A 23,340-nucleotide genomic window follows, 5' to 3' on the forward strand; every position below is an offset into this window, starting at 1 on the left:
TCGAACGTTGGTTTTGTGGCGTATTTCGAAGTAAATCAACGTGTTAAATCGCGATCGAACTCAAATGCCCATGCACAAATACTTGACGACGACGTATTCGTCGATGCCGTAGTGCGATCCCTCTCGTCCGAGCCCCGACTGCTTCACGCCGCCGAACGGTGCGACTTCGTTCGAGATGATGCCTGTATTGATGCCGACCATGCCGTATTCGAGCGCTTCCGCCACGCGCCATACGCGGCCGATGTCGCGGCTGTAGAAGTAGGCCGCCAAGCCGAATTCGGTGTCGTTGGCCAAGCGCACCACTTCGTCGTCGCTCGTGAACTTAAAGAGCGGGGCGACCGGGCCGAACGTCTCTTCCTTCGCGATCTTCATTTCCGACGTAACGCCGGTCAGAACGGTCGGTTCGAAGAAGTTATGGCCGAGCGCGTGCCGCTTACCGCCGATGGCGACGCGCGCACCCTTCGAGAGGGCATCGGCGATATGCGTTTCGACTTTCAGCAGCGCGGCCTCGTTGATGAGCGGCCCTTGCGTGACGCCGGGCTCGGTGCCGCGGCCGACCTTCAGTTGCTGCTCGACCGCCGCTTGCAGCTTGGCGGCGAACGCATCGTAGACCTTTTCGTGCACGTAGAAGCGGTTCGCGCAGACGCAGGTCTGACCGCTATTTCGGTACTTCGAGGCGATCGCCCCCGCGACGGCCGCGTCGAGGTCGGCATCGTCGAACACGATGAAGGGGGCATTGCCGCCGAGTTCGAGCGAAAGCTTTTTGACGGTCGGCGCGCATTGCGACATCAACAGCCGGCCGACACCCGTCGAACCCGTAAACGAGAGTTTGCGGACGAGGGCGTTGCTCGTCATTTCGGCGCCGATCGCTTTCGGATCGCCCGTGACGACGCTCAGCACGCCAGCCGGCACGCCGGCACGCTCGGCCAGCACCGCCAGCGCCAGCGCCGAGAGCGGGGTGGCCTCGGCTGGCTTGACGACGATCGGGCAGCCCGCCGCGAGCGCCGGCCCGACCTTGCGCGTGATCATCGCGGCGGGGAAATTCCACGGCGTGATGGCGGCGCACACGCCGATGGGTTCCTTGACGACGACGAGCCGCTTATCCGCCGTCGGGCTCGGAATCGTGTCGCCGTACACGCGCTTCGCTTCCTCGCCGAACCACTCGAGGAACGAGGCCGCATACTGAATCTCGCCTTTGGCCTCGGCAAGCGGCTTGCCTTGCTCGGCCGTCATGATCGCGGCGAGATCGTCGGCGTTGGCGATCATCAGGTCGAACCATTTGCGCAGCACGGCCGCGCGCGTTTTCGCCGGCTGCGCGCGCCATGCGCCCCAAGCGGCGTTGGCCGCTTCGATGGCGCCGCGCGTCTCCGCGGCGCCCATGAGGGGCACTTGCGCGAGCACGCGGCCCGTGGCCGGATTGCGTACTTCGAACGTCGCGCCGTTTCCGGCGTCTGCCCATTTGCCGGCGATGAATGCCTTCGTCGCGAGCAGCGAGGGGTCCTTCAGATCGATCGTTTCGATGTCCTGCATATCAACTCCAACGGCGTGAATCGAGTGTGCAAAAAAACGAGCTTACGCCATCGCGCCCACGCTTTCTTTCATCGCCTGTTCGAGCAGACCGAGCGCCTCGTCGAACACGGCCGTCTCGATGGTGAGAGGAAACAGGAAGCGAATGACGTTGCCGTAGGTACCGCACGCGAGCAACAGGAGGCCCAGTTCGAGCGCGCGTGCTTGCACGCGCTTGACGAACGCAGGGTCGGGCTTGCCTGTGCCGGGCTCGAGGAACTCGGCCGCAACCATCGCGCCCGGCCCGCGGACGTCGGCCAGTTGCGGAACGTCGGCGCGCAGCGCCTCCAGGCGGGCCTTGAGCTTATCGCCCAACTGCGTGCCGCGCTCGCACAGACCTTCCTCGTCGATCACGTCCAGCACCGCGTGTGCCGACGCCAGCGCCAGCGGATTGCCTGCATAGGTGCCGCCGAGCCCGCCCGGCGCCGCCGCATCCATCAAATCGGCCCGGCCGACGACGCCCGACAGCGGCATACCGCCCGCCAAGCTCTTGGCCATCGTGATCAGATCGGGGGCGACGTCGTAATGCTCCATCGCAAACAACTTGCCGGTGCGGGCGAAGCCGGTCTGCACTTCGTCGGCGATGAGGACGATGCCGTGCTCGTCGCAGATGCGGCGCAGACCGCGCACGAATTCAGGCGGCGCGACGTTAAAGCCGCCTTCGCCTTGCACGGGCTCGAAAATGATCGCGGCGACGCGGGCCGGTTCGATATCGGCTTTCAGCAACGTTTCGACGGCGGCAAGCGCGTCGGCGGTGGAGATGCCGTGCACGCGGTTCGGAAACGGGGCGTGATAAACGTCGGAGGGAAAGGGCCCGAAGCCGATCTTGTACGGCGCAACCTTGCCCGTGAGGGCCATGCCCATCAACGTGCGGCCGTGGAAGCCGCCCGCGAAGGCGATGACGCCCGGACGGCCCGTCGCGGCCCGCGCAATCTTCACGGCGTTTTCGACCGCCTCGGCTCCGGTCGTGAAAAAGGCCGTTTTCTTCGGATGAGCGATCGGCGCGCGGGCGTTGATCTTCTCGGCAAGCTCGACGTACGATGCGTACGGCACGATTTGATAGGCGGTGTGCGTGAAGCGCTCCAACTGCGCCTGAATGGCGGCCACGACGCGCGGATGCCGGTGCCCCGTGTTGACGACGGCGATGCCGGCGGCGAAATCGATGAAGCGGCGGCCCTCGATGTCCCACAACTCGGCGTTCTGGGCGCGCGCCGCGTAAAAATCGCACATGACGCCGACGCCGCGCGGGGTAGCGGCGTTTTTACGGGCCTGCAAATCGGAATTCTTCACGCTGTTCTCCTAGTCTCGCCGGATCGATGGGGCTTCGTCGGCGCTCGGTTCGGCCGACACGGTACGGCGACTATAGCCAGCTTTGGCTCTTAGCCTCAGAGCCATTTCTGCGAAGACGATGGAACCGCTTTGGGTCGCGGAACTCCTAGGCGCGGATCGTCTGAAAACGGCCTATATTGAGGAACACGTCCGCTTTGGCGGTACGACTTCTTCGATCGACGCTCGGGTTGCACGCGATGACCGCCTCTCTTCCCTCGTTGCCCGAGACCACGTTCCCCGAATACGAAGAGTTCAAGGCGATTCTCGACGCGGGCGGCCGGCGCCTCGCGGTGCGCATGGTTTCCCGCGTGAGCACGCGCGCGGGTGAGTTCCCCATCTACGTCGCCACGCTGGGCTCGCCCGATCCACAGGCGCCCGCGATCGGCTTTTTCGCGGGCATCCACGGCTTGGAGCGGATCGGCACCCAATTGCTGCTCGACTACATGCGGTGCCTCGTGGCGCGGCTCGAATGGGATGAACTCTTGCAAGACGAACTGCGCACGGTCCGGCTCGTATTCATGCCGATCGTCAATCCGGGCGGGATGTGGGCGATGACGCGCTCCAATCCGAACGGCGTCGATCTGATGCGTAATGCGCCGCAAAACGCGGAAGGCCGCGTGCCGTTTTTGGCGGGCGGCCAGCGCATCGGCGCTTGGCTGCCTTGGTACCGCGGCGCCAGCGGCGCGCCGATGGAGCTCGAAGCCGCGACGATGCTGCGCGTGGTCGAGGAAGAGTTGTTGTCGCGGCCGCTCAGTTTCGCGCTCGATTGCCATTCGGGCTACGGCTTTCGCGACAGCATCTGGTTCCCCTACGCGAAATCGACACGGCATATCGTGCATTTGCCGGAAATGTACGTGCTCAAGGCGATGTTCGAGCAAGCGCACCCGCACCACGGGTATCAGTTCGAGCCGCAAAGCATGCAATATCTCGCGCACGGCGACCTGTGGGACTACGCGTACGACAGACGGCGCGCGCCGTCGATCTTTCTGCCGTTGACGCTCGAACTCGGCTCCTGGTTGTGGGTCAAGAAGAATCCGTTGCAGATTTTGCGGCGCGAGGGGATGTTTCATCCGATCAAAGCCCACCGCACGGAACGTGTGCTGCGCCGTCATACGAACTTGCTCGACTTTCTCGCGCGCGCCGCCTACGCGTCGCAGCGGTGGCTTCCGTGCGGCGCGAGCCGCGACGTATTGATGACGCGCGCCGTAGAGCACTGGTACCGGAGGCCGCGGGCATGAGCGCCTGGATCTTGCTGCGGGGCCTCGCGCGCGAAGCGAGACATTGGGCACAACTGCCCGAGCGGCTGCGCTCGCGCGGTCTGAGCGGTGAGATCGTTTGCGCGGACTTGCCAGGCTGCGGCGAGTATGCGGATGAGCATGCCCCGGTCAGCCTCGCCGCGACCACGGATTTCGTGCGCGCACGGCTCGCCGCACGCGGGTATGCGCCGCCGTATCGCGTCATTGCTCTGTCGCTCGGGGCGATGGTGGCGGTCGATTGGGCGCAGCGTTTTCCGTTGGAGGTCGAGCGGCTCGTGCTCATCAATACGAGTTTGCGCCGCTACAACGACCCGTTTCAGCGGCTGCGCCCCAGCGCATGGCCGTTGCTTGCGCGCGCCGCCTTGTGCTGGCACGCACGCACGAGACGGCGTGCCGAATCGGCAATTCATACCCTGACGTGCCGGCGCGTGGACTCGCGCGAGGCCGACCTCGCCGCATGGAGCGCGATCTACGAAAGCGCGCCGCCGACCCGGCGCAATGCCTTTAGGCAAGTCGCGGCGGCGGCCCGTTTTCGCGGCGCCGCATCGGCCCCTTGCTGCCCGACGCTCGTGCTCGCCTCGCGCAACGACGCGCTCGTGCATCCCGCTTGCTCAGCGAAGTTGGCGGCGATATGGGGCGCGACGCTGATCGAGCATCCGTGGGCAGGGCACGATTTACCCCACGACGACTGCGCTTGGCTAGCGGACACCATCGCCGCATGGGCGGGGAATGCTTTGACTGTGGCGTTCCCCTCGCCGGCGCATCATCGCCCTCAAACGGCCGGGCCCATCCTAAACGCCGAGCATCGTCACCCGGAGGCAGCATGCCGTCGAAAAACGAAGAAGCCGTTGCTCATTTGCTCACGGACGTTGTCGAATATGCGCGCGGACGATGGTCCGAGCCCGCTTTTGGTCCAATCGAATCGTTTCTGACGTTTTACTACGAGCTCGTCGATGCGCAAGACCTGAAAAGCCGCGCGATTGCCGATCTCTACGGCGCCGCGATGGCGCATTGGCAAACGGCGCAGCGATTCGCGCCCGGCACGGCCGTGCTGCGCGTCTATAACCCCGTGCTCGACGAGCATGGCTGGCATTCCGATCACACCGTCATCGAAATCGTCAACGACGATATGCCGTTTCTCGTCGATTCGGTGACGATGGAGGTCAACCGCTGCGGCTTGACGCTGCATTCGGCCATCCATCCGGTCTACCGGGTGTGGCGCGACGCGCAAGGAGCGATTGCGCGGATCGAGCCGGGCGGGGCGCAAGATACGGAAGAAAGCGCGCCGAATCGGTCGCGGCTCGAATCGTTCATTCACTTCGAGATCGACCGTTGCAGCGAGGCGTCGAAACTGGCCGAGTTGCGCGCGAACATCGCGCGCGTGCTGGGCGACGTGCGCGCCGCCGTCGAGGATTGGCCGAAGATGCAGGCGGTGGCCAAGGAAACGATCAAGGGCCTGGCGGTGGGCAAAGGAGCCGAAGGGGGCGACGATGCCGCCGAAGCGCGCGCGTTCCTCGAATGGATGGTGGCCGACCATTTCACGTTTTTGGGCCTGCGCGATTATGCGCTGGTGCCGCACGAGGGGGGCTTCGCGCTGCGCGGCGTGGAGGGAACCGGTACGGGCATCTTGCGCGAAAGCCTGCGGCGCGCCGATGCGCCCGATCTCACGCCGTTGCCGCATGCGGCGGCGGCCATCATGGAGGAGGCTTCGCCAATCTTTTTGACGAAGGCCAACTCGCGCTCGACCGTGCACCGGCCGGGCTATCTCGACTACGTGGGCGTGAAGCTCTTTGGTCCCGATGGAAAATTGAGCGGCGAGCGCCGCATTCTGGGGTTGTACACGTCCACGGCTTATACGGGTTCGATCAACGATATTCCGATCGTGCGGCGTAAATGCGAAAACGTCATGCGGCGCGCGGGTTTCCTCGCGAAAGGCCATTTGCATAAATCGCTGGTGACGGTGCTCGAGCAATATCCGCGCGACGAGCTGTTTCAAGCGAACGAGGACGAACTGTACGACATCGGTCTCGGCATCTTGCGTCTGCAAGAGCATCAGCGTACGCGAATGTTCGTGCGGCGCGACCGCTTCGAGCGCTTCGTCTCGTGTCTGATCTTCGTCGCGCGCGAGAAATACAACACCGATCTGCGGCAACGAATCGCCAAACTCCTGGCCGATGCGTTCAACGGCACGAGCGTGGAGTTCACGCCGTTGCTCTCGGAGTCGCCGCTCGCTCGCATCCATATCGTCGTGCGGACGAATACGGGCGTGTTGCCCGATGTCGATACGCAAGAACTCGAAGCGCGGCTCGTACAAGCGACGCGCCGTTGGCAGGACGATCTCGCCGACGCGCTGCTCGAGCGCTTCGGCGAGGAGCAGGGCAATCGTCTGCTGCAGCGCTACGGCGATTCGTTTCCGGCCGGTTATCGCGAAGATTACGCGGCGCGCACGGCGGTGCGCGATATCGAGCTAATCGAAGCCGCGCATCGGAACGAGACGCTCTCGATGAACTTGTATCGGCCGATCGAGGCGGCTTCCCGGGCGTTTCGATTCAAGGTCTATCGCGCCGGGCAATCGATCGCGCTCTCGCGCAGCTTGCCGATGCTGGAACATTTGGGCGTACGCGTGGATGAGGAGCGGCCGTACCTTATCGAGCCCGCGGGTTCGATGCCGGCATGGGTGCACGACTTCGGCTTGGAACTGACCGACGATGTGGAATTCGACATCGAGCGCGTCAAGGCGCTGTTCGAACAGGCGTTCGCGCGCGTTTGGGGCGGCGAGGTCGAGAACGACGATTTCAATCGCCTCGTGTTGCGCGCTCAACTCGGCGCCCGCGAAGTGTCGATTGTGCGCGCCTATGCGAAGTACCTGCGCCAGGTGGGCTCGACCTTCAGCGACGCCTATATCGAACGCGCGGTGACAGGCAATCCGGCCCTCGCGAGAGGGCTCGTCGATTTGTTTCTCACGCGCTTCGATCCGGCGCTCGGACCCGAGCGCGCGGCGCGGACCGAAGCGTTGCTCAAGGGGATCGAGACGGCGCTCGATCAAGTGCCGAATCTCGACGAAGACCGCATCCTGCGGCAATTCCTCGGCGTCATCAACGCAACTATCCGCACCAACTATTTCCGTCGCGATCCGAACGGCGAGCCGCTGCCTTACCTTTCGTTCAAGCTCGACCCCTCGCGCGTGCCCGGCCTGCCGGAGCCGAAGCCGATGTTCGAGATCTGGGTCTATTCGCCGCGCGTCGAAGGCGTGCATTTGCGCGGCGGACGCGTCGCGCGCGGCGGTTTGCGCTGGTCCGACCGGCGTGAGGATTTCCGCACGGAAGTGCTGGGGCTGATGAAAGCCCAGATGGTCAAGAACACGGTCATCGTACCGGTGGGCTCGAAAGGCGGCTTCGTCGTCAAGAACCCGCCTGTTGGCGGCGATCGCGAAGCGCTCATGCGCGAGGGCATCGCCTGCTATCAGACGTTCTTGCGCGGCTTGCTCGACGTGACCGACAACCGCCAGGCCGGTGCGATCGTCGGACCGCCCGACGTCGTGCGTCACGATAGCGACGATCCCTATCTCGTCGTCGCGGCCGACAAGGGGACGGCAACGTTCTCCGATTACGCGAATGCGATCGCGCGCGAGTACGGTTTTTGGCTCGACGATGCATTCGCCTCGGGCGGCTCGGTCGGATACGACCACAAAAAGATGGGTATCACCGCACGTGGCGCATGGGAGTCCGTCAAACGCCACTTCCGGCAGATGGGCATCGATACGCAGACGACCGATTTCACCGTGGTCGGCATCGGCGATATGTCGGGCGACGTGTTCGGCAACGGGATGTTGCTGTCGCGCCATATCCGCCTCGTCGCCGCGTTCGATCATCGACATATCTTCCTCGACCCCGATCCGAATCCCGAAACGAGCTTTCTCGAGCGCGAGCGCCTGTTCGCACTTGAGCGTTCGAGCTGGGCCGACTATGATCCGGCGAAGATATCGCCGGGCGGCGGGGTCTACCCGCGCACGGCCAAGTCGATACCGGTCTCGCCAAGTATGCAGGCGGTGCTCGGCATCACTGCCGCTTCGCTGGCCCCGAGCGAACTCATTCGCGCGATCCTGCTCGCACCGGTGGACCTGCTCTACAACGGCGGCATCGGCACCTATGTCAAGGCGACGCGAGAAACGCACGCGCAGGCCGGCGATCGAACCAACGATGCCGTGCGTGTGAACGGCGCGCAACTGCGCGCGAAGGTCGTCGCCGAGGGCGGCAATTTGGGCCTGACTCAACTAGGCCGCATCGAATACGCACAGCAGGGCGGCCGAATCAACACCGACGCGATCGATAATTCCGCGGGCGTCGATTGCTCCGACCACGAAGTCAACATCAAAATCTTGCTCGGACTTGTCGTGGCCGATGGCGAAATGACGGAGAAGCAGCGCAACGCGTTGCTCGCGGAAATGACCGACGAGGTCGGATCGCTCGTGTTGCGCGACAACTATCAGCAGACGCAGGCGCTCGCGATAGGCGGCCGGTATGCCGCCGAGTCGTTCGAATCGGAGGTGCGGCTCATGCGCACGCTGGAGCGCGCCGGCCGCTTGAACCGCGCGATCGAGTTCCTGCCGAACGACGAGGATGTCGCCGAACGGCAAGCGGCCAAAGCCGGATTGACCTCGCCGGAGCGCGCGGTGCTGCTCGCTTACAGCAAGATGTGGCTCTACGACGCGCTGCTCGAATCCGATCTCCCCGAGGACCCGCTCGTCGCCGACATGTTGCGCGACTATTTCCCGAAACCGTTGCAGACGCGATTTGCCGATGCCGCGGCGCGCCACCCTCTGAAGCGTGAAATTCTGGCGACGCACGTGGCCAACGCGCTCGTCAACCGGGTCGGCTGCGCGTTCGTGCACCGGCTGCAAGAGGAGACCGACGCCGAGCCCGGCGATATCGTGCGAGCTTGCATGATGGCGCGGGACGTATTCGATATCGACGACATTTGGTGCAATATCGATGCCCTCGACAATCACGTGGCCGACGACGTCCAAGCCCGGATGTTCGTCGACGTGGCGCGGTTGATGGAGCGCGCGGCGCTTTGGTTCTTGCGGCAATTGCAAACCGAGCAGCGCGCTCGGGAAAGCGAGAACGTGCGCGCATTGATCGAGCGTTGCCGGGAGGCCGCGGCAAGGCTCGCGCCGCGTATGCCGTCGCTGTTGCCGAGCGTGGAGTTGCAGGCGCTCGACGAACGTCGTCAAGCGCTCGAACTGGCGGGCGTCGATTCGGAACTGGCCCGGCGTGTGGCCGGCGGCGAGATCTCGGTGGCCGTGCTCGACGTGGCGGAAGTGGCGTCGAACGTCGCCAAGCCGCTCGAACTCGTCGCGGGCGTGTACTTCGCGCTTGGCACGATGCTCGATTACGGGTTCATCGGCGAGCGCGCCAGTGCGCTGCCTACGCATACGCATTGGGACATGCTCGCCCGCGCGGCCGCGCTCGCCGAGTTGGCAAGGCTCAAGCGCGCACTGACAGTGAGTGCGCTGGCCCACGCACCCGAGCGGGCCGGCGCCGAGGCGATCGCCGCCGCGTGGCGCGATGAGCGCGCGCCGCAACTCGCGCGCTTTGCGCAGTTGATCGCCGAGCAGCGCGCATCGGGCGGGGCGAGCTTGTCGATGCTGCTCGTGCTGGTGCGTGAAATGACCGTACTGGAACGCGGATGAACATATCGACGAACGACCCGATGAACGGCCTATCCGAGGCCGCGAGCCAAGTGCCGCGCCTGACGAGCCTCTCCCACGGCGGCGGTTGCGGCTGCAAGATCGCCCCCGGCGTCTTGGCGCAATTGCTCGCGACGCAAGCGTTGCCGTCGCCAGCCGCCATGTTCCCCGATTTGCTCGTCGGCCGCGAAACGGCCGACGATGCGGCCGTCTACCGCCTCAATGACGAACAGGCGATCGTCGCGACGACGGATTTCTTCATGCCGATCGTCGACGATCCCTACGACTTCGGCCGGATTGCCGCGGCGAACGCACTCTCGGATTTGTATGCGATGGGTGCGCGGCCTCTGCTCGCGCTCGCGCTGGTCGGCATGCCGATCAACGTGTTGCCGCGCGAGACGATCGCCGCGATTTTGCGCGGCGGCGAAAGCGTCTGCGCGCAAGCGGGTATCCCGGTGGCGGGCGGTCATTCGATCGATTCGGTCGAGCCGATCTACGGACTCGCCGCGCTCGGCGTCGTGCATCCGGCGAACGTCAAGCGCAATAGCACGGCGCGCGTGGGCGATCGGCTCGTGCTCGGCAAGCCGCTCGGCGTCGGGGTTTTGTCGGCCGCGCTCAAGAAGGAGGTATTGGATCGCGCGGGCTACGCGGAGATGATCGACTCCACGACTCGCTTGAACCGCCCCGGTATCGCGCTATCCGGCATGCCGCAGGTCCACGCGCTGACCGATGTCACGGGCTTCGGACTGCTCGGTCACGCGTTGGAGCTTGCGCGCGGGGCGGGCGTCGGTATCCGTTTGCATTATCGCGACTTGCCCTGGCTCGCGGGCGTGCAGGCATTGGCTGCGCGCGGCATCGTCACCGGTGCCTCCGCTCGCAACTGGGCCTCGTACGCGGAGGAGATCGAGCTCGATCGCGATTTACCCGAAGTGGCACGCGCTTTGCTCACCGATCCCCAGACCTCGGGCGGCTTGCTCGCGGCGTGCGCGCCGGATGCGGTGGGTGACGTGCTCGCGTGTTTTCGCGCCGAGGGTTTTTCACGTGCCGCGGTGATCGGAGAGGTGATCGCAGGCGAGCCGCGCATCGTCGTGGCTTGACCCGCGGCGATCGGCGAGGGCACGCTGTCGGAATCGTTCGGTGAGAACGGAGTCAGATAAGGACGGCGCGCGCGGTGGCCGGTTGGCTGCATGCGCATCCTGTCATTGGCATTTCTTCCTCACGGCCCTATGCGTACATTGATCCTCGTCGTTCTTGCCTTTGTCTATTTGTGCGTTTCACCGGCTTATGCGGCTTCCGCGTCGGCTCCCGCCGCGGCGCAGCCCGTCTCCAATCCTTCCACGGTCGTCCTGACGCCGGATCAGGCCAAACATGCGCTGCAAGTGCTGGGCGACCCGAAGTCGCGCGCGCAAATGGAAGATACGCTGCGGGCCATCGCCGCCGCGGGCGCGCTTTCGATGCCGGCTGCCAGTACACCCGCTGCCGGTACGCCGGCCGCCGCATCGGGCGCCTCGGGCGTGTTGTCGGCGATCGCATCGAACGGGCTCGTGTCGCAGCTTTCGCATCAGGCAGTGCGCGCTATCCGTTCTACCGCGGTTTCGCTGCGTCATTCGGCTGGCGCGTTGCTCGACGTCCGTTCGGTGCGCGCCTGGTGGGGCTACGAGATCACGAGCACCCAGGGGCGCACGCAGTTGGAGCAACTGGCTTGGACGCTCGTGGCGACGTTCGTTCCGGCCTGGCTGGCCAGTTGGTTCTTCGCATGGGCGTTGCGCAAGCGTGTGACCGTCTTGGCGCTCGGTAAAGCCGAGGCCGAAGCAAGCGCGGACGCTCGAGGCGAGAGCGCGAATGCCCAGGCGGACGAGGAGGTGCGCACGCTGAACGCGAACGTGCCCGCGGCGAGCATCGACGAGCACGCCGTACGCGCGGCGCGCAATCAGCGCAACGCCGTGCACGCCGGCAAGCATTGGTCGCTCTTGCAACGTCTGCCCTATGCGTTGTTGCATACACTGTTGCAAGCCATTCCGCTCGCCGCGTTCGTCGGCGTGGCGATCGTCGCCATGTCGCTGCTGACCGACGACGGCACCCCCGAGGCGGATGTCGTCGAGACGCTCATCGAAATCTACGCGATCGCGCGCGCCGTGGTGCTGGCGAGCGGCTTTTTGTTCGCCGCCGATGCGCCGAGGCTGCGGATGTTGCCGCTCGGCGATAGCTGGGCCGCGTTCAGCGAAGGCTGGGTGTTGCGGCTCGTTATTGTGCTAGGCGTGGGCGTCGCTTTAGCCGAAACACCGGTCTCGCTCGGGCTCACGGCCGAGGCGCACCTCGGCATCGCCAAAGCCGTCGCACTCGTCGGGCACGTGATGATCGCGGTGTTGATCCTGCAGATCCGGCGCCCCGTCGCCGGTTGGATTCGATCGAAGTGCGCCACGTCCGGGCTCTTGCGCTTCTTTGCGAATTGGCTGGCCGATATCTGGGCGGCCGTGGCCGTTTTCATCGTTATGGCGCTATGGTTCATCTGGGCGCTCGACGTGCGCAACGGCTACCAAGCTCTGCTCGAGCACGGTGGGTTCTCGCTGTTGATTTTGGTCGGCGCGCGCGTTGTCGTGATCGTCACTTTCGGCGTATTGGGGCGTATCTTCAAGCCGCGCGACGGCGAGTCGCCGTCGATCGCGTTGCAGCGCGCTCAGCGCTACTATCCGTGGCTTCGGCGTTTCATCGGTCTCGTCATCGTGGCGGTGGCGGCCTCGCTTGTCTTGTGGGTATGGGACGTCCACGTATGGCGCATGTTTACGGGGAACTTCGTCGGCCGACGGTTGCTCTCGGCTGCCGTGACGATCGCCGTCGCGGGTTTTATCGCACTACTGGTTTGGGAATCCATCAACGTATCGATCGAGCGCCGGCTCCACCGTTGGACCGACGCCGGCGATCTCATGCGCGCCGCGCGCCTGCGCACGTTGCTGCCGATGTTGCGGACCGCGCTGTTCGTGGGTATCGCGCTCGTCGTCGGGCTGACGGGCTTGAGCGAGATCGGCGTCAATATCGGCCCGCTGCTCGCGGGCGCGAGTATTTTCGGCGTGGCGCTCGGCTTCGGTTCGCAAAAGCTCGTGCAGGATTTCATCACCGGCATGTTCTTGCTGATGGAAAACGCGATGCAGGTGGGCGATTGGGTGACGCTCGCGGGCGTATCGGGCACGGTCGAATATCTTTCCATCCGCACCGTGCGTTTGCGCGGGGGCGACGGCGCGCTCCATACCGTGCCGTTCAGTTCGGTCTCCACCGTGACGAACTCGAACCGGGGGCTCGGCAACGCGGCGGTCAAGGTCAGCATCGCCTACGGCGAGGACATCGAGCTGGCGAAGACGACGCTCGCCGAAATCGGCGCCGAGTTGCGCGCCGATCCGCAATTCAAGGACGGCATCGTCAGCGACTTCAGTTTCTGGGGCGTCGATCAGGTGGACGGCTCCATGATTACGCTCGTGGGCCAGCTTCAATGCCGCGACACGGCGCGGTGGCCGATTCAGCGGGAATTCAACCGGCGTATCGCCGAGCGCTTCCGCGAGCGCGGCATCGTGATCGCCAATCCGCTGCGCAATGTCCTCGTGCCGCCGCGAGAGGGGACTACGAAAGTGCATGACGTAGATCGCGCGCAAGCCGGGGAAAGCGAAAAGGCGCACGGCGATCCATCCGCCCCGAATGAGTGACGGCACGCCGGGCGTGCCTCTATACTGACGCGCGCGGTGCTCCCCGCACCTGCGTCAGCGAGCGGTTCTGTTAAACAAATCACGAAATCAAAGGAACGCCCATGCTTACTCGTACCATCCTCTCGATCGGCGCCATCGCGCTGACGGCTTGCGCGGCCACGGCCTCGAGCGCGCAAGACAACGATTCGGCTTTTGGCGCCGGCTACGGCTCGCATGGCCGGCACGTCAAGGTGATGATCATCTCGATGTTCGCGCCCGAAGGGCAGGTTTGGCTCGATCACCTTGGCCCGTGGGAGTCGATTCCCGTTGCCGGTCTGTCGCCCGACTATCCCGACGTTCACTGCAACAAGCAGGACGTTTGCGTGATGACGACGGGCATGGGTCATGCCAACGCCGCGGCGTCCACGATGGCATTGACGTTTTCTCCGCGCTTCGACCTGCGCCATACGTACTTTTTGATCGCCGGGATCGCAGGCATCGATCCGGCGCAAGGCACGATCGGCTCGGCAGCCTGGTCGAAATACCTCGTCGATTTCGGCATTCAGTGGGAACTCGATGGGCGCGAAATTCCCCCGGGCTGGAATACGGGCTACCTTGGGATCAATACGACGAACCCCAATCAAAAGCCGCCGCTCGACTACAAGACCGAGGTGTTTCAACTCAATGCGAAGCTGACCGATGCGGCTTACGCGCTATCGCGCAACGCCGTGCTGAGCGATAGCGCCCAAGCGCAAGCGGCGCGCGCGAAGTTCGGCTATGCGCCCGCGAATCAGCCGCCGGCCGTGATTCAGTGCGACACGTTGGCGGGCGATACCTGGTTCTCGGGCACGGACCTCGGCCAACGCGCGCGCGACTGGGTGAAAATCCTGACCGACGGCAAAGGCACCTACTGCACCACGCAGCAGGAAGATAACGCGACCTTCGAGGCTTTGACGCGCGCTGCCAATGCGCATCGCGTCGATCTGTCGCGCGTGGCCGACCTGCGTACCGGGTCCGACTTCGACCGTCCCTATGCGGGGCAGACGAGCGCCGACAACCTCTTGAACTACGCGGCGCAGGGCGGCTTCACGCCCGCGGTTCAGAACCTGTTCGCGGCCGGCAATCCGCTCGTGCAAGAGATTGCGACGCATTGGGGTGAGTGGCGAGACGGTGTGCCGCAACGCTAAGCGTGTCGTACGCGGCGGCGTATTGCCGCCGCGGTTCCAGTCGGTTTGTCCGGCAGCAGGTATCCCGTGTAGGAAAGGATCGCGCCGGTGTTGCCACTCTTGCGGAACGATTTCGCCCGACTGTTGCTGCTCCGTTCATGCGCCTCGTGACTGCGCTTCTCCCCGTGTTCGTCCTAGCGTTGGTCGCGGTTCTTAACGAGCGTCGAGCGGTCCCACATCGAACTACAAGAAAATCGCACTTATCTAGTGAGGAGATCAAGGTGGACAAGGGGAAATATGGCACCTTCTTCGCGAGTACTCTCGAGGAAGCAAAAATGCGCAACAATGGCGCGCTGATTTGGGGACCTTTCTTCGTGGATCAGGTTACGAAGGGTGGGCTGAGTAATGCAAACAATCTAAACTCGGAATACGGGGTGGTGGCGATCGTTAAATTCTGTGGTTTCATATTGGGTAACTTTCATAATGGATCCATGGTTGAGCGGCGCTATCTAATAGGAGAACAAGTAGTAACCGGAAATCACGCCGAGGACTGCTTCATGTCAGCTTGGGACGAGTTTGTCGAAACGAGGATTTACAAGGAAATAATAGCTCTCCAAAATAAAATGTCGATTGAAAGTGGTTGTGATCAGCCACCGTATATCACAATCAAGTTGTCCAGGTCGCCCTGCACGGAGTGCACGCAGAAGCTGATTAAATTCATAAAAAAGCAAGGGATTTCAATAAGATTGAAGATGCTGCAATTGTATTCGGGAGACGATGGCAAGCTCATCAATAGGTTGAATATTATCGGGTTGATGCGGCATGGCTATGCGGTGAAAGAATGGGCTGTTGCTAGCGAGAGAAAGGGGTACAGAGAGTTGACGAAGCGGAAACTCCCGCATGAAATGACTTATGCCACACTCATGTACGAGGCTGCGCGACTCGATAAAATTACCGATGAACTAGGGGCTGACGAGACGAGAGAGCCAACGCCGGATGAGGAATTGTTTCTGGAATTTCGTAGCTCTGTTCAGAATGCAAATTCTAATGTCTTAAAGGAAATTGAGGCTGCGTTGGAATTTTATTGTAACCCGCCATCAATAGCAAACATTCATAAGTCAAAGCGTAAAAAATATAAGGAGCTAATAAAGCACCTGGCGGTTCTTGAGCTTGATGATGACCTTGGCATTAAATCGCTATTAAGAGAAAAGCTTTTGATGCGCGACGAGCTTTACCTCATGGTAAAGACGAAGCCTTTCGATTTTTTACTTAAGCACGGCCCTCTTGGCGAGATTCCCATGGACGAGAAGCCCTAGCGAGTATCTATACTCGATAGGGCCGCGGGCGATGCAGATACAGCTATTCAACGGCTGGGGCGAAAGCAACTGCCGTTCAGGTCAAGGCGGCGTTGGCGCAGCGCTTACGGATTACCTACCCGCGTTACATAACCTGTTCTCGGCCGGCAATCCGCCCGTCCAGGAGATTGCGACGCATTGGGGAGAATGGCGAGACGGCGTGCCGCAGCGCTGAGCGTGTCGTACGCGGCGGCGGCATGTTGCCGCCGCGGTTCGAACGGCGTCCAGACGGGCGTGTCGCTATCCCAATGATCGAGCAAGGAAGGGGTTACGTCGAACATTTAGGACTCCTTATTGGAAGCGATGCGCGGTGACCGGTTTAGTTGCCGGCGCGAGCGAGTGCGACGCCCGTATTGCCTTGCTCGGTGAGCGCGACGCGAGCTGCTTGCGTTTCGCCGGCCAAGCTCAGATCGGGGTAGCTCTGCTTGTTCATCGAAGGCAGCGTGCCGTCGCGCCGGGCGGCGGCGACCTCGGCGCGCACTTCTTCACGCGTCTTGGTGCTCTTGCCGGCCCACGATTGATCTTGATACGAGCCGTTATGGCCGATACCGCCGTCGGCGAAGGCCGCGGTGCTGGCAAAAAGGGAAACGAAAAGGGCGGCTGCAAGGGTGCGCTTCATGATGTTGCTCCTGTTGTATCGAGTGCGTTGCCGGTGATCGGCGTCGCGGTAGGAGCAAATGTAGGCGCGTTCGATATCGGGATAAACCCGAGTTTTGCGAAATAATTTGTCGGGAAGGCGGAACAATCGATATTCGATGTTCCGCCGAGGACGTCAGACCACCCACTCCGTGAGGACCGGCGTATCGAGCGCCGGCGCGTTCTCGCGCTCTTCGGGCGTGCGCTTGCTGCAGACGGCGTCGAGGCTTTGACGGCCGCTCAGCAGCGGGCAGCGGTCGAATACTTCGGCCACCCAGTCCACGAACACGCGCACTTTCGGCGATAGGTGGCGGCTGTGCGGATACACCGTCGAAATCGGCATCGGCAACGGCTTCCACTCGGGCAGCACTTCCTTGAGCGCGCCCGAGCGCAGATGCGGCAACGCCATGTAGAGCGGTGCTTGAATGAGGCCGAAGCCCTCGATCGCGCACGTCAGATAGGCGTCGGCATCGTTCACGGACACGCACGCCGGCATTTTCACTTCGATTTCCTCGCCGTTCACGAGAAACGACCAATCGATGACGCGCCCCGTCCTACTCGAGAAGTAGTTGACGGCGTGATATTGGCTCAATTCTTCGAGCGTGCGCGGCTCTCCCGCGCGTGCGAGATATTCGGGGGACGCGCACGTGACGCACTCGAACAGGCCGATCCGCCGTGCGACGAGCGACGAATCTTGCAGCGCCCCCACGCGAATCACGCAATCGACCCCCTCTTGCAGCAGATCGACGGGCCGATCGGAGAAGCCCAGTTGCAGATCGATATCCGGGTAGCGCGTATGGAATTCGCACAACGATGGAATGACGATCGTGCGGCCGATGGAGCCCGGCATATCGACGCGCAGCTTCCCGCTCGGCTTTTTGCTGCCGTTTTGCAGGCTGCTTTCGGTTTCTTCGACGTCCGCTAGAATCCGCACGCAGCGCTCGTAATAAGCGGCGCCGTCGGGCGTGAGGCTCAAGCGGCGCGTCGTGCGGTGCATGAGGCGCACGCCGAGGTGCGACTCGAGGTTCTGAATGATCGTCGTGACGGACGCGCGCGGGAGATCGAGCGTTTCAGCAGCCTTCGTGAAACTGTTCGTGTCGACCACACGCGTGAATACCTGCATGGCCTGGAGGCGATCCATCTTCGTTCTCCAACTGAAGAATCAATGATTCACCGCTATTGTGCACTGACGCGCCATTCCGGACAGTCCCATCTAATGGGATCTATTGTTCGGGCGCGGTGAATTGTGTTGCCGGATTATAGGCATTTATCCGGAACTCTGCCGAACAGACAATTCGGGCATCGTGAAACTGTCGCGCCTTGCGCGTTTCGAACATGTCCACTACGCATTCCCGTGGTCTGACGGCCGGTTCGCCCTGGAGCGGGCAGCCGCTTCAGGTCGACGAAGCTCAGATCGCAGGCTATGAGAGCAATATTCAGGTACGGCTTTATCGCCGCGCCGGCGTAGGCTCATTGCCGGTCGTGCTTTATTTTCACGGCGGAGCTTTTGTCGGCGGATCGCTCGACGACGCCGAATTCGCCGCCCGGCATTTCGCGGAGCATTTACCTGTATTGGTCGTCTCGGTAGGCTATTCGCTCGCGCCCAAGCATCCGTTTCCCGCGGCGCTCGAAGACGCCTACCGCACCGCCCGCTGGGCCGCGGCGGCGGGCAAGTCGATCGGCGCGGACGGCAAGCGTTTGTTCGCCGCCGGCCATTGCGCGGGCGGCCATGTGGCCAACGGCCTCGCGTTCATGGCTCGCGACCGCGGCGACGTGCGCATCGGCGCGATCGCATTGTTTAGTCCCATGCTCGATCCGAGCATGACGTGCCTCGCGGACGAGCGCAAGGTCGAATCCGACATCTCGCCGCGGCAATGTTTGCTGAGCTACAAGGCGTATTTGCCGAAGGCGTCGCAGCGCATGCATCCGTACGCCGCGCCGCTCGAATCGGCGCGGCTCGCGGGATTGCCGCCCGCGTTTATCGCAACGGCGCGCAACGACGTTTTGCACGTCGAAGCCGAAACCTACGCCGCTCGCCTGATCGGCGCGGGCGTCCCGACGCAGGTCATGCGGTACCCGAATGCGACGCATGAACGAATCGCGTACGATCCGCAAGCTTTGCAAGATGCAGTCCGCTTTTTCGAGCGTCAGCTCCAGCCGCATGCTGTCACGGCCGGTTGATCTCGAACGTCATAGAACAAGTCATCACACCCCGGAGCCTCGACAATGACCAAGAAACCTTTTTCTCGTAATCGCATCGCCTACGCGGTCCTTGCCGTCGCAGCGGTTGCCGGTATCGGCGCCCTCAGCGCGATTCGCGTGAACGCGAGCGCGCCGGCGCAAGCGGCGCCGATGGAACCGGAAGTGGATGTCGCCACGGTGTTGAACCGTACCGTCACCGATTGGCAGACGTACTCGGGCCGGCTCGAGGCCGTCGATAGGGTGGACGTGCGTCCGCAAGTCTCCGGCACGATCGTGGCGGTCGAGTTCAAGGACGGTGCGCTCGTCAAGAAAGGGCAAACGCTGTTCGTGATCGATCCGCGTCCGTACGCGGCCGAAGTCGATCGCGCGAAGGCTCAGCTCGCTTCGGCCCAGGCGCACAACAGCTATGCGCAGACCGATTGGCAACGCGCGCAGCGCTTGATGGCCGACAACGCGATTGCCAAGCGCGACTACGACGAAAAGCAAAACACCGCGTTGCAGGCGGCCGCCGACGTGAAGGCGGCGCAGGCCGCGCTCGAAACGGCGCAGATCAACCTTGGCTACACGACGATCGTCGCGCCGGTCTCGGGACGCGTGTCGCGCGCCGAGATCACGGTGGGCAACGTCGTCTCGGCCGGTGCGAGCGCGGCGCCGTTGACCACGCTCGTGTCCGTCTCGCCGATCTACGCATCGTTCGACGTCGACGAACAGACCTACCTCAAGTACATCGGCCGCGTGCGTAACGGCGGCAATGTGCCGGTGGACCTCGGGCTCGCCGACGAAACCGGCTATTCGCGCAAGGGCGTCATCGCCTCCGTCGACAACCGGCTCGATACGTCGTCGGGCACGATCCGCGTACGCGGGCGCTTCGACAACGCCGACGGCACGCTCGTGCCGGGCTTGTACGCGCGCGTCAAGGTGGGCGGCGGCGAACCGCACCCGGCCCTGTTGATCGACGAAGCCGCGATCGGCACCGATCAGGACAAGAAGTATGTCCTCGTCGTCGATCCGAAGGGGCAGGTGGCGTACCGCGAAGTGAAGCTCGGCGCGGAACAAGGCAATTTGCGCGTCATCACGGCCGGCCTGGCAGCGGGCGAGCGCATCGTCGTGAACGGCATCCAGCGTGTCCGTCCGGGCGCGACGGTGCGCGCGCACATGGTGCCGATGACCGATGACCCGGCGGGCGGCGAAGGCGGTAATCCGACTGCCGACGCGGGCCGCGCTACCCAAGCGAAGAATTCCTGAGAATCGTGACTCAGATAGCGATATGAACATTTCTAAATTTTTTATCGACCGACCTATTTTCGCGGGGGTGCTCTCGGTCCTGATCCTGCTGGCCGGCGTGATTGCGCTGTTCCAGTTGCCGATCTCCGAGTACCCCGAAGTCGTGCCGCCGTCGGTCGTCGTCCACGCGCAGTATCCGGGCGCGAACCCGAAGGTGATCGCGGAGACCGTGGCCTCGCCGCTGGAGGAGCAGATCAACGGCGTCGAGAACATGCTCTACATGCAGGCGCAGGCGAACAGCGACGGCAATATGACGCTGACCGTCACGTTCAAGCTCGGCACCGATGCGGACAAGGCGCAGCAGCTCGTGCAAAACCGCGTGTCGCAAGCGTTGCCGCGTCTGCCCGACGACGTGCAGCGGCTTGGCGTCACGACGATCAAGAGCTCGCCCACGCTGACGATGGTCGTGCACTTGATCTCGCCGGACAACCGCTACGACATGACGTATCTGCGCAACTACGCGCTGCTCAACGTCAAGGACCGGTTGGAACGGATCTCGGGCGTCGGCGAAGTGCAACTGTGGGGTTCGGGCGACTACGCCATGCGCGTTTGGCTCGATCCGAACAAGCTCGCGCAGCGCAACCTGGCGGCGGCCGACGTCGTGAACGCCATTCGCGAGCAGAACGTGCAGGTGGCGGCCGGCGTGATCGGCGGCTCGCCGACGCTGCCGGGCGTGCCGTTGCAGTTGTCCGTCAATGCCCGCGGCCGCTTGCAGACCACGGAGCAGTTCGGCGCGATCGTCATCAAGACGGCGCCCGACGGCGCCGTCACGTATCTGCGCGATATCGCCCGCGTCGAGCTTGCCGCGTCCGAGTACGGCCTTCGCTCGCTGCTCGACAACAAGCCGGCCGTCGCGCTCGCCATCAACCAGCAACCCGGGGCGAACTCGCTCGCCATTTCGGATCAAGTCCGCAAGGACATGGCCGATTTGAAGAAGGACTTCCCGGCCGGCGTGGATTACAGCATCGTCTATGACCCGACGCAGTTCGTGCGTTCGAGTATCGAGGCCGTGATCCATACGCTGCTGGAAGCGATCGCGCTCGTCGTGATTGTGGTGATCGTGTTCTTGCAAACGTGGCGCGCATCGATCATTCCGCTCGTCGCGGTGCCCGTTTCGATCGTCGGCACGTTCTCGCTGCTGCTCGCGTTCGGTTTTTCGATCAATGCGTTGTCGCTGTTCGGGATGGTGCTGGCGATCGGGATCGTCGTGGACGATGCGATCGTCGTCGTGGAGAACGTCGAGCGCAACATCTCGGCGGGCTTGAGCGCGAGAGCGGCCACCTATCGAGCGATGCGCGAGGTGAGCGGACCGATTATCGCGATCGCGCTGACGCTCGTGGCCGTGTTCGTGCCGCTCGCGTTCATGAGCGGCCTGACCGGGCAGTTCTACAAGCAGTTCGCGATGACGATCGCGATCTCCACCGTGATCTCGGCGTTCAACTCGCTGACGCTTTCGCCGGCTCTGTGCGCGATCTTGCTGCGCGGTCACGATGCGCCTAAAGATTGGCTCACGCGAGCGATGGACCGTGTTTTCGGCGGTTTCTTCCGCGGCTTCAACAAGGTCTTCAAGCGCGGGTCGGAATCGTACGGCCGCGGCGTGACGGGCGTGCTCGGCCGCAAATCGCTGATGCTCGGGATCTACGCGGTACTGCTCGGCGCGACGGTGCTCGTCATGCACATCGTGCCGGGCGGATTCGTGCCGGCGCAAGACAAGGAGTATTTGATCGCCTTCGCGCAGTTGCCGAACGGCGCGACGCTCGATCGCAGCGAGCAGGTGATCCGCGACATGGGCGAGATCGCGATGCAGCAGCCCGGCGTCGAACACGCGGTGGCGTTCCCCGGCTTGTCGGTGAACGGCTTCACGAACAGCTCGAGCGCGGGCATCGTTTTCGTCACGCTCAAGCCGTTCAAGGAGCGCGGCTCTAGCGCGTTGTCGGCCGGTGCGATCGCGGGAGCGCTCAATCAGAAGTACGCGGGCATCAAGGGCGCGTTCGTTGCCGTGTTCCCGCCGCCGCCGGTGCTCGGCCTGGGTACGCTGGGCGGGTTCAAGATGCAAATCGAGGATCGCGGCGCGCTCGGCTACGCGCAACTCGACGCGGCGACGCAGGCGTTCATCAAGCGCGCGCAACAAGCGCCCGAGTTGGGTCCGCTGTTCACGAGCTATCAGATCAACGTGCCCCAGCTCAACGTCGATCTGGATCGCGTGAAGGCCAAGCAGCTCGGCGTGTCGGTGACGGACGTCTTCAACACGATGCAGATTTACCTGGGCTCGCTGTACGTCAACGACTTCAACCGCTTCGGGCGCGTGTATCAAGTGCGCGTGCAGGCCGATGCGCCGTTCCGCGCGCACCCGGACGACATCTTGCAGTTGAAGACGCGTAACGCCGCGGGCGACATGGTGCCGCTGTCCTCGCTCGTCACCGTTTCGCCGACGTTCGGCCCCGAGATGGTGGTGCGCTACAACGGCTACACCGCCGCCGACATCAACGGCGGTCCTGCGCCCGGTTATTCGTCGGGCCAAGCGCAGGGGGCAATCGAGCGCATCGCGAAGGAAGTGTTGCCGCGCGGCGTGAAGTTCGAGTGGACCGACCTGACGTATCAGCAAGTGCTGGCCGGCAACTCGGCGATCTGGGTGTTCCCGATCAGCGTGCTGCTCGTGTTCCTCGTGCTGGCCGCGCTGTACGAGAGTCTCACGCTGCCGCTCGCCGTCATCTTGATCGTGCCGATGAGCGTGCTGTCCGCGTTGGCCGGCGTATGGCTGTTGCGCAGCGACAACAACATCTTCACGCAGATCGGCTTGATGGTGCTGGTGGGCTTGGCATCGAAGAACGCGATTCTGATCGTCGAGTTCGCACGCGAACTCGAGCATGACGGACGCACGCCCGTTGCCGCGGCGATCGAGGCAAGCCGCCTGCGGCTGCGCCCGATCTTGATGACCTCGATCGCGTTCATCATGGGTGTGGTGCCGCTCGTGTTGTCCACAGGCGCCGGTTCCGAAATGCGCCATGCGATGGGTATCGCGGTGTTCTTCGGGATGTTGGGCGTGACGCTGTTCGGCCTCATGCTCACGCCGGTGTTCTACGTGGTGCTGCGGACGATGGCCGGCGGCAAGATCCATGTGGCAGGCAAGGACTCGCATAAGGAATCGGACCTCGAGCCCGAATTGACGGATGCTTGAGGCCA

General features: G+C 63.4%; 15 protein-coding genes. 11 read left to right on the forward strand and 4 right to left on the reverse strand.

Features of this window, described 5'->3' with window-relative positions:
• Positions 1-60: 60 nt before the first annotated feature.
• Both DXT59_RS19580 and DXT59_RS19585 read right to left on the reverse strand, forming a co-directional pair.
• Complete coding sequence (locus DXT59_RS19580) at positions 61-1,530, reverse strand: NAD-dependent succinate-semialdehyde dehydrogenase (RefSeq protein ID WP_116138519.1); 1,470 nt, start codon at positions 1,528-1,530, stop codon at positions 61-63.
• A gap of 42 nt (positions 1,531-1,572) precedes the next feature.
• Complete coding sequence (locus DXT59_RS19585) at positions 1,573-2,856, reverse strand: 4-aminobutyrate--2-oxoglutarate transaminase (protein ID WP_116138520.1); 1,284 nt, start codon at positions 2,854-2,856, stop codon at positions 1,573-1,575.
• Between the two features lie 236 nt (positions 2,857-3,092).
• Between DXT59_RS19585 and DXT59_RS19590 the strand changes: the two genes are divergently transcribed.
• The 8 genes from DXT59_RS19590 to DXT59_RS30975 all read left to right on the forward strand — a co-directional run bounded on the left by DXT59_RS19590 (position 3,093) and on the right by DXT59_RS30975 (position 16,210).
• A complete protein-coding gene (locus tag DXT59_RS19590) occupies positions 3,093-4,133 on the forward strand; it encodes a M14 family zinc carboxypeptidase (protein WP_116138521.1) in 1,041 nt (346 codons plus the stop codon).
• Entirely contained in the window at positions 4,130-5,083 is a 954-nt protein-coding gene (locus DXT59_RS19595) for an alpha/beta fold hydrolase (protein WP_116138522.1), read from the forward strand. The genes DXT59_RS19590 and DXT59_RS19595 overlap by 4 nt, the downstream gene beginning before the upstream one ends.
• Entirely contained in the window at positions 4,975-9,843 is a 4,869-nt protein-coding gene (locus tag DXT59_RS19600; protein WP_116138523.1) for an NAD-glutamate dehydrogenase, read from the forward strand. The genes DXT59_RS19595 and DXT59_RS19600 overlap by 109 nt, the downstream gene beginning before the upstream one ends.
• A gap of 20 nt (positions 9,844-9,863) precedes the next feature.
• The gene (gene selD, locus DXT59_RS19605) at positions 9,864-10,937 is read left to right on the forward strand and encodes a selenide, water dikinase SelD (RefSeq protein ID WP_116138665.1); all 1,074 of its coding nucleotides are present in this window, start codon (positions 9,864-9,866) and stop codon (positions 10,935-10,937) included.
• Positions 10,938-11,066: 129 nt separating this feature from the next.
• A complete protein-coding gene (locus tag DXT59_RS19610) occupies positions 11,067-13,535 on the forward strand; it encodes a mechanosensitive ion channel family protein (RefSeq protein WP_116138524.1) in 2,469 nt (822 codons plus the stop codon).
• Positions 13,536-13,636: 101 nt separating this feature from the next.
• Positions 13,637-14,701 carry a purine-nucleoside phosphorylase gene (locus tag DXT59_RS19615; RefSeq protein WP_116138525.1) on the forward strand — a complete coding sequence of 355 codons (1,065 nt, stop codon included), beginning with the start codon at positions 13,637-13,639 and terminating at the stop codon, positions 14,699-14,701.
• A gap of 260 nt (positions 14,702-14,961) precedes the next feature.
• Entirely contained in the window at positions 14,962-15,996 is a 1,035-nt protein-coding gene (locus DXT59_RS19620) for an APOBEC family cytidine deaminase (RefSeq protein WP_162878160.1), read from the forward strand.
• A 31-nt stretch (positions 15,997-16,027) separates the two neighbouring features.
• Positions 16,028-16,210 (forward strand): hypothetical protein, encoded by a 183-nt coding sequence (locus tag DXT59_RS30975; protein ID WP_205417456.1) that lies wholly within the window; start codon positions 16,028-16,030, stop codon positions 16,208-16,210.
• A gap of 144 nt (positions 16,211-16,354) precedes the next feature.
• Here the strand turns inward: DXT59_RS30975 and DXT59_RS19630 are convergent, their stop codons facing one another.
• A complete protein-coding gene (locus DXT59_RS19630; RefSeq protein ID WP_116138666.1) occupies positions 16,355-16,654 on the reverse strand; it encodes a DUF4148 domain-containing protein in 300 nt (99 codons plus the stop codon).
• Between the two features lie 153 nt (positions 16,655-16,807).
• Positions 16,808-17,812 carry a LysR family transcriptional regulator gene (locus tag DXT59_RS19635; protein ID WP_116138528.1) on the reverse strand — a complete coding sequence of 335 codons (1,005 nt, stop codon included), beginning with the start codon at positions 17,810-17,812 and terminating at the stop codon, positions 16,808-16,810.
• Positions 17,813-18,006: 194 nt separating this feature from the next.
• Here DXT59_RS19635 and DXT59_RS19640 point away from each other — a divergent pair, with 194 nt between their 5' ends.
• Genes DXT59_RS19640 through DXT59_RS19650 form a run of 3 tightly spaced genes read left to right on the forward strand, consistent with a single transcriptional unit; the run spans position 18,007 to position 23,335 of the window.
• The gene (locus DXT59_RS19640; RefSeq protein WP_116138529.1) at positions 18,007-18,852 is read left to right on the forward strand and encodes an alpha/beta hydrolase; all 846 of its coding nucleotides are present in this window, start codon (positions 18,007-18,009) and stop codon (positions 18,850-18,852) included.
• A 45-nt stretch (positions 18,853-18,897) separates the two neighbouring features.
• On the forward strand, positions 18,898-20,118 hold the full coding sequence (locus DXT59_RS19645) for an efflux RND transporter periplasmic adaptor subunit (protein ID WP_116138530.1): 1,221 nt from the start codon (positions 18,898-18,900) through the stop codon (positions 20,116-20,118).
• Between the two features lie 22 nt (positions 20,119-20,140).
• On the forward strand, positions 20,141-23,335 hold the full coding sequence (locus tag DXT59_RS19650; RefSeq protein ID WP_116138531.1) for an efflux RND transporter permease subunit: 3,195 nt from the start codon (positions 20,141-20,143) through the stop codon (positions 23,333-23,335).
• The last annotated feature ends 5 nt before the right edge of the window (positions 23,336-23,340 follow it).

The organism is Trinickia diaoshuihuensis (genome assembly GCF_003390925.1).
Lineage (GTDB): Bacteria > Pseudomonadota > Gammaproteobacteria > Burkholderiales > Burkholderiaceae > Trinickia > Trinickia diaoshuihuensis.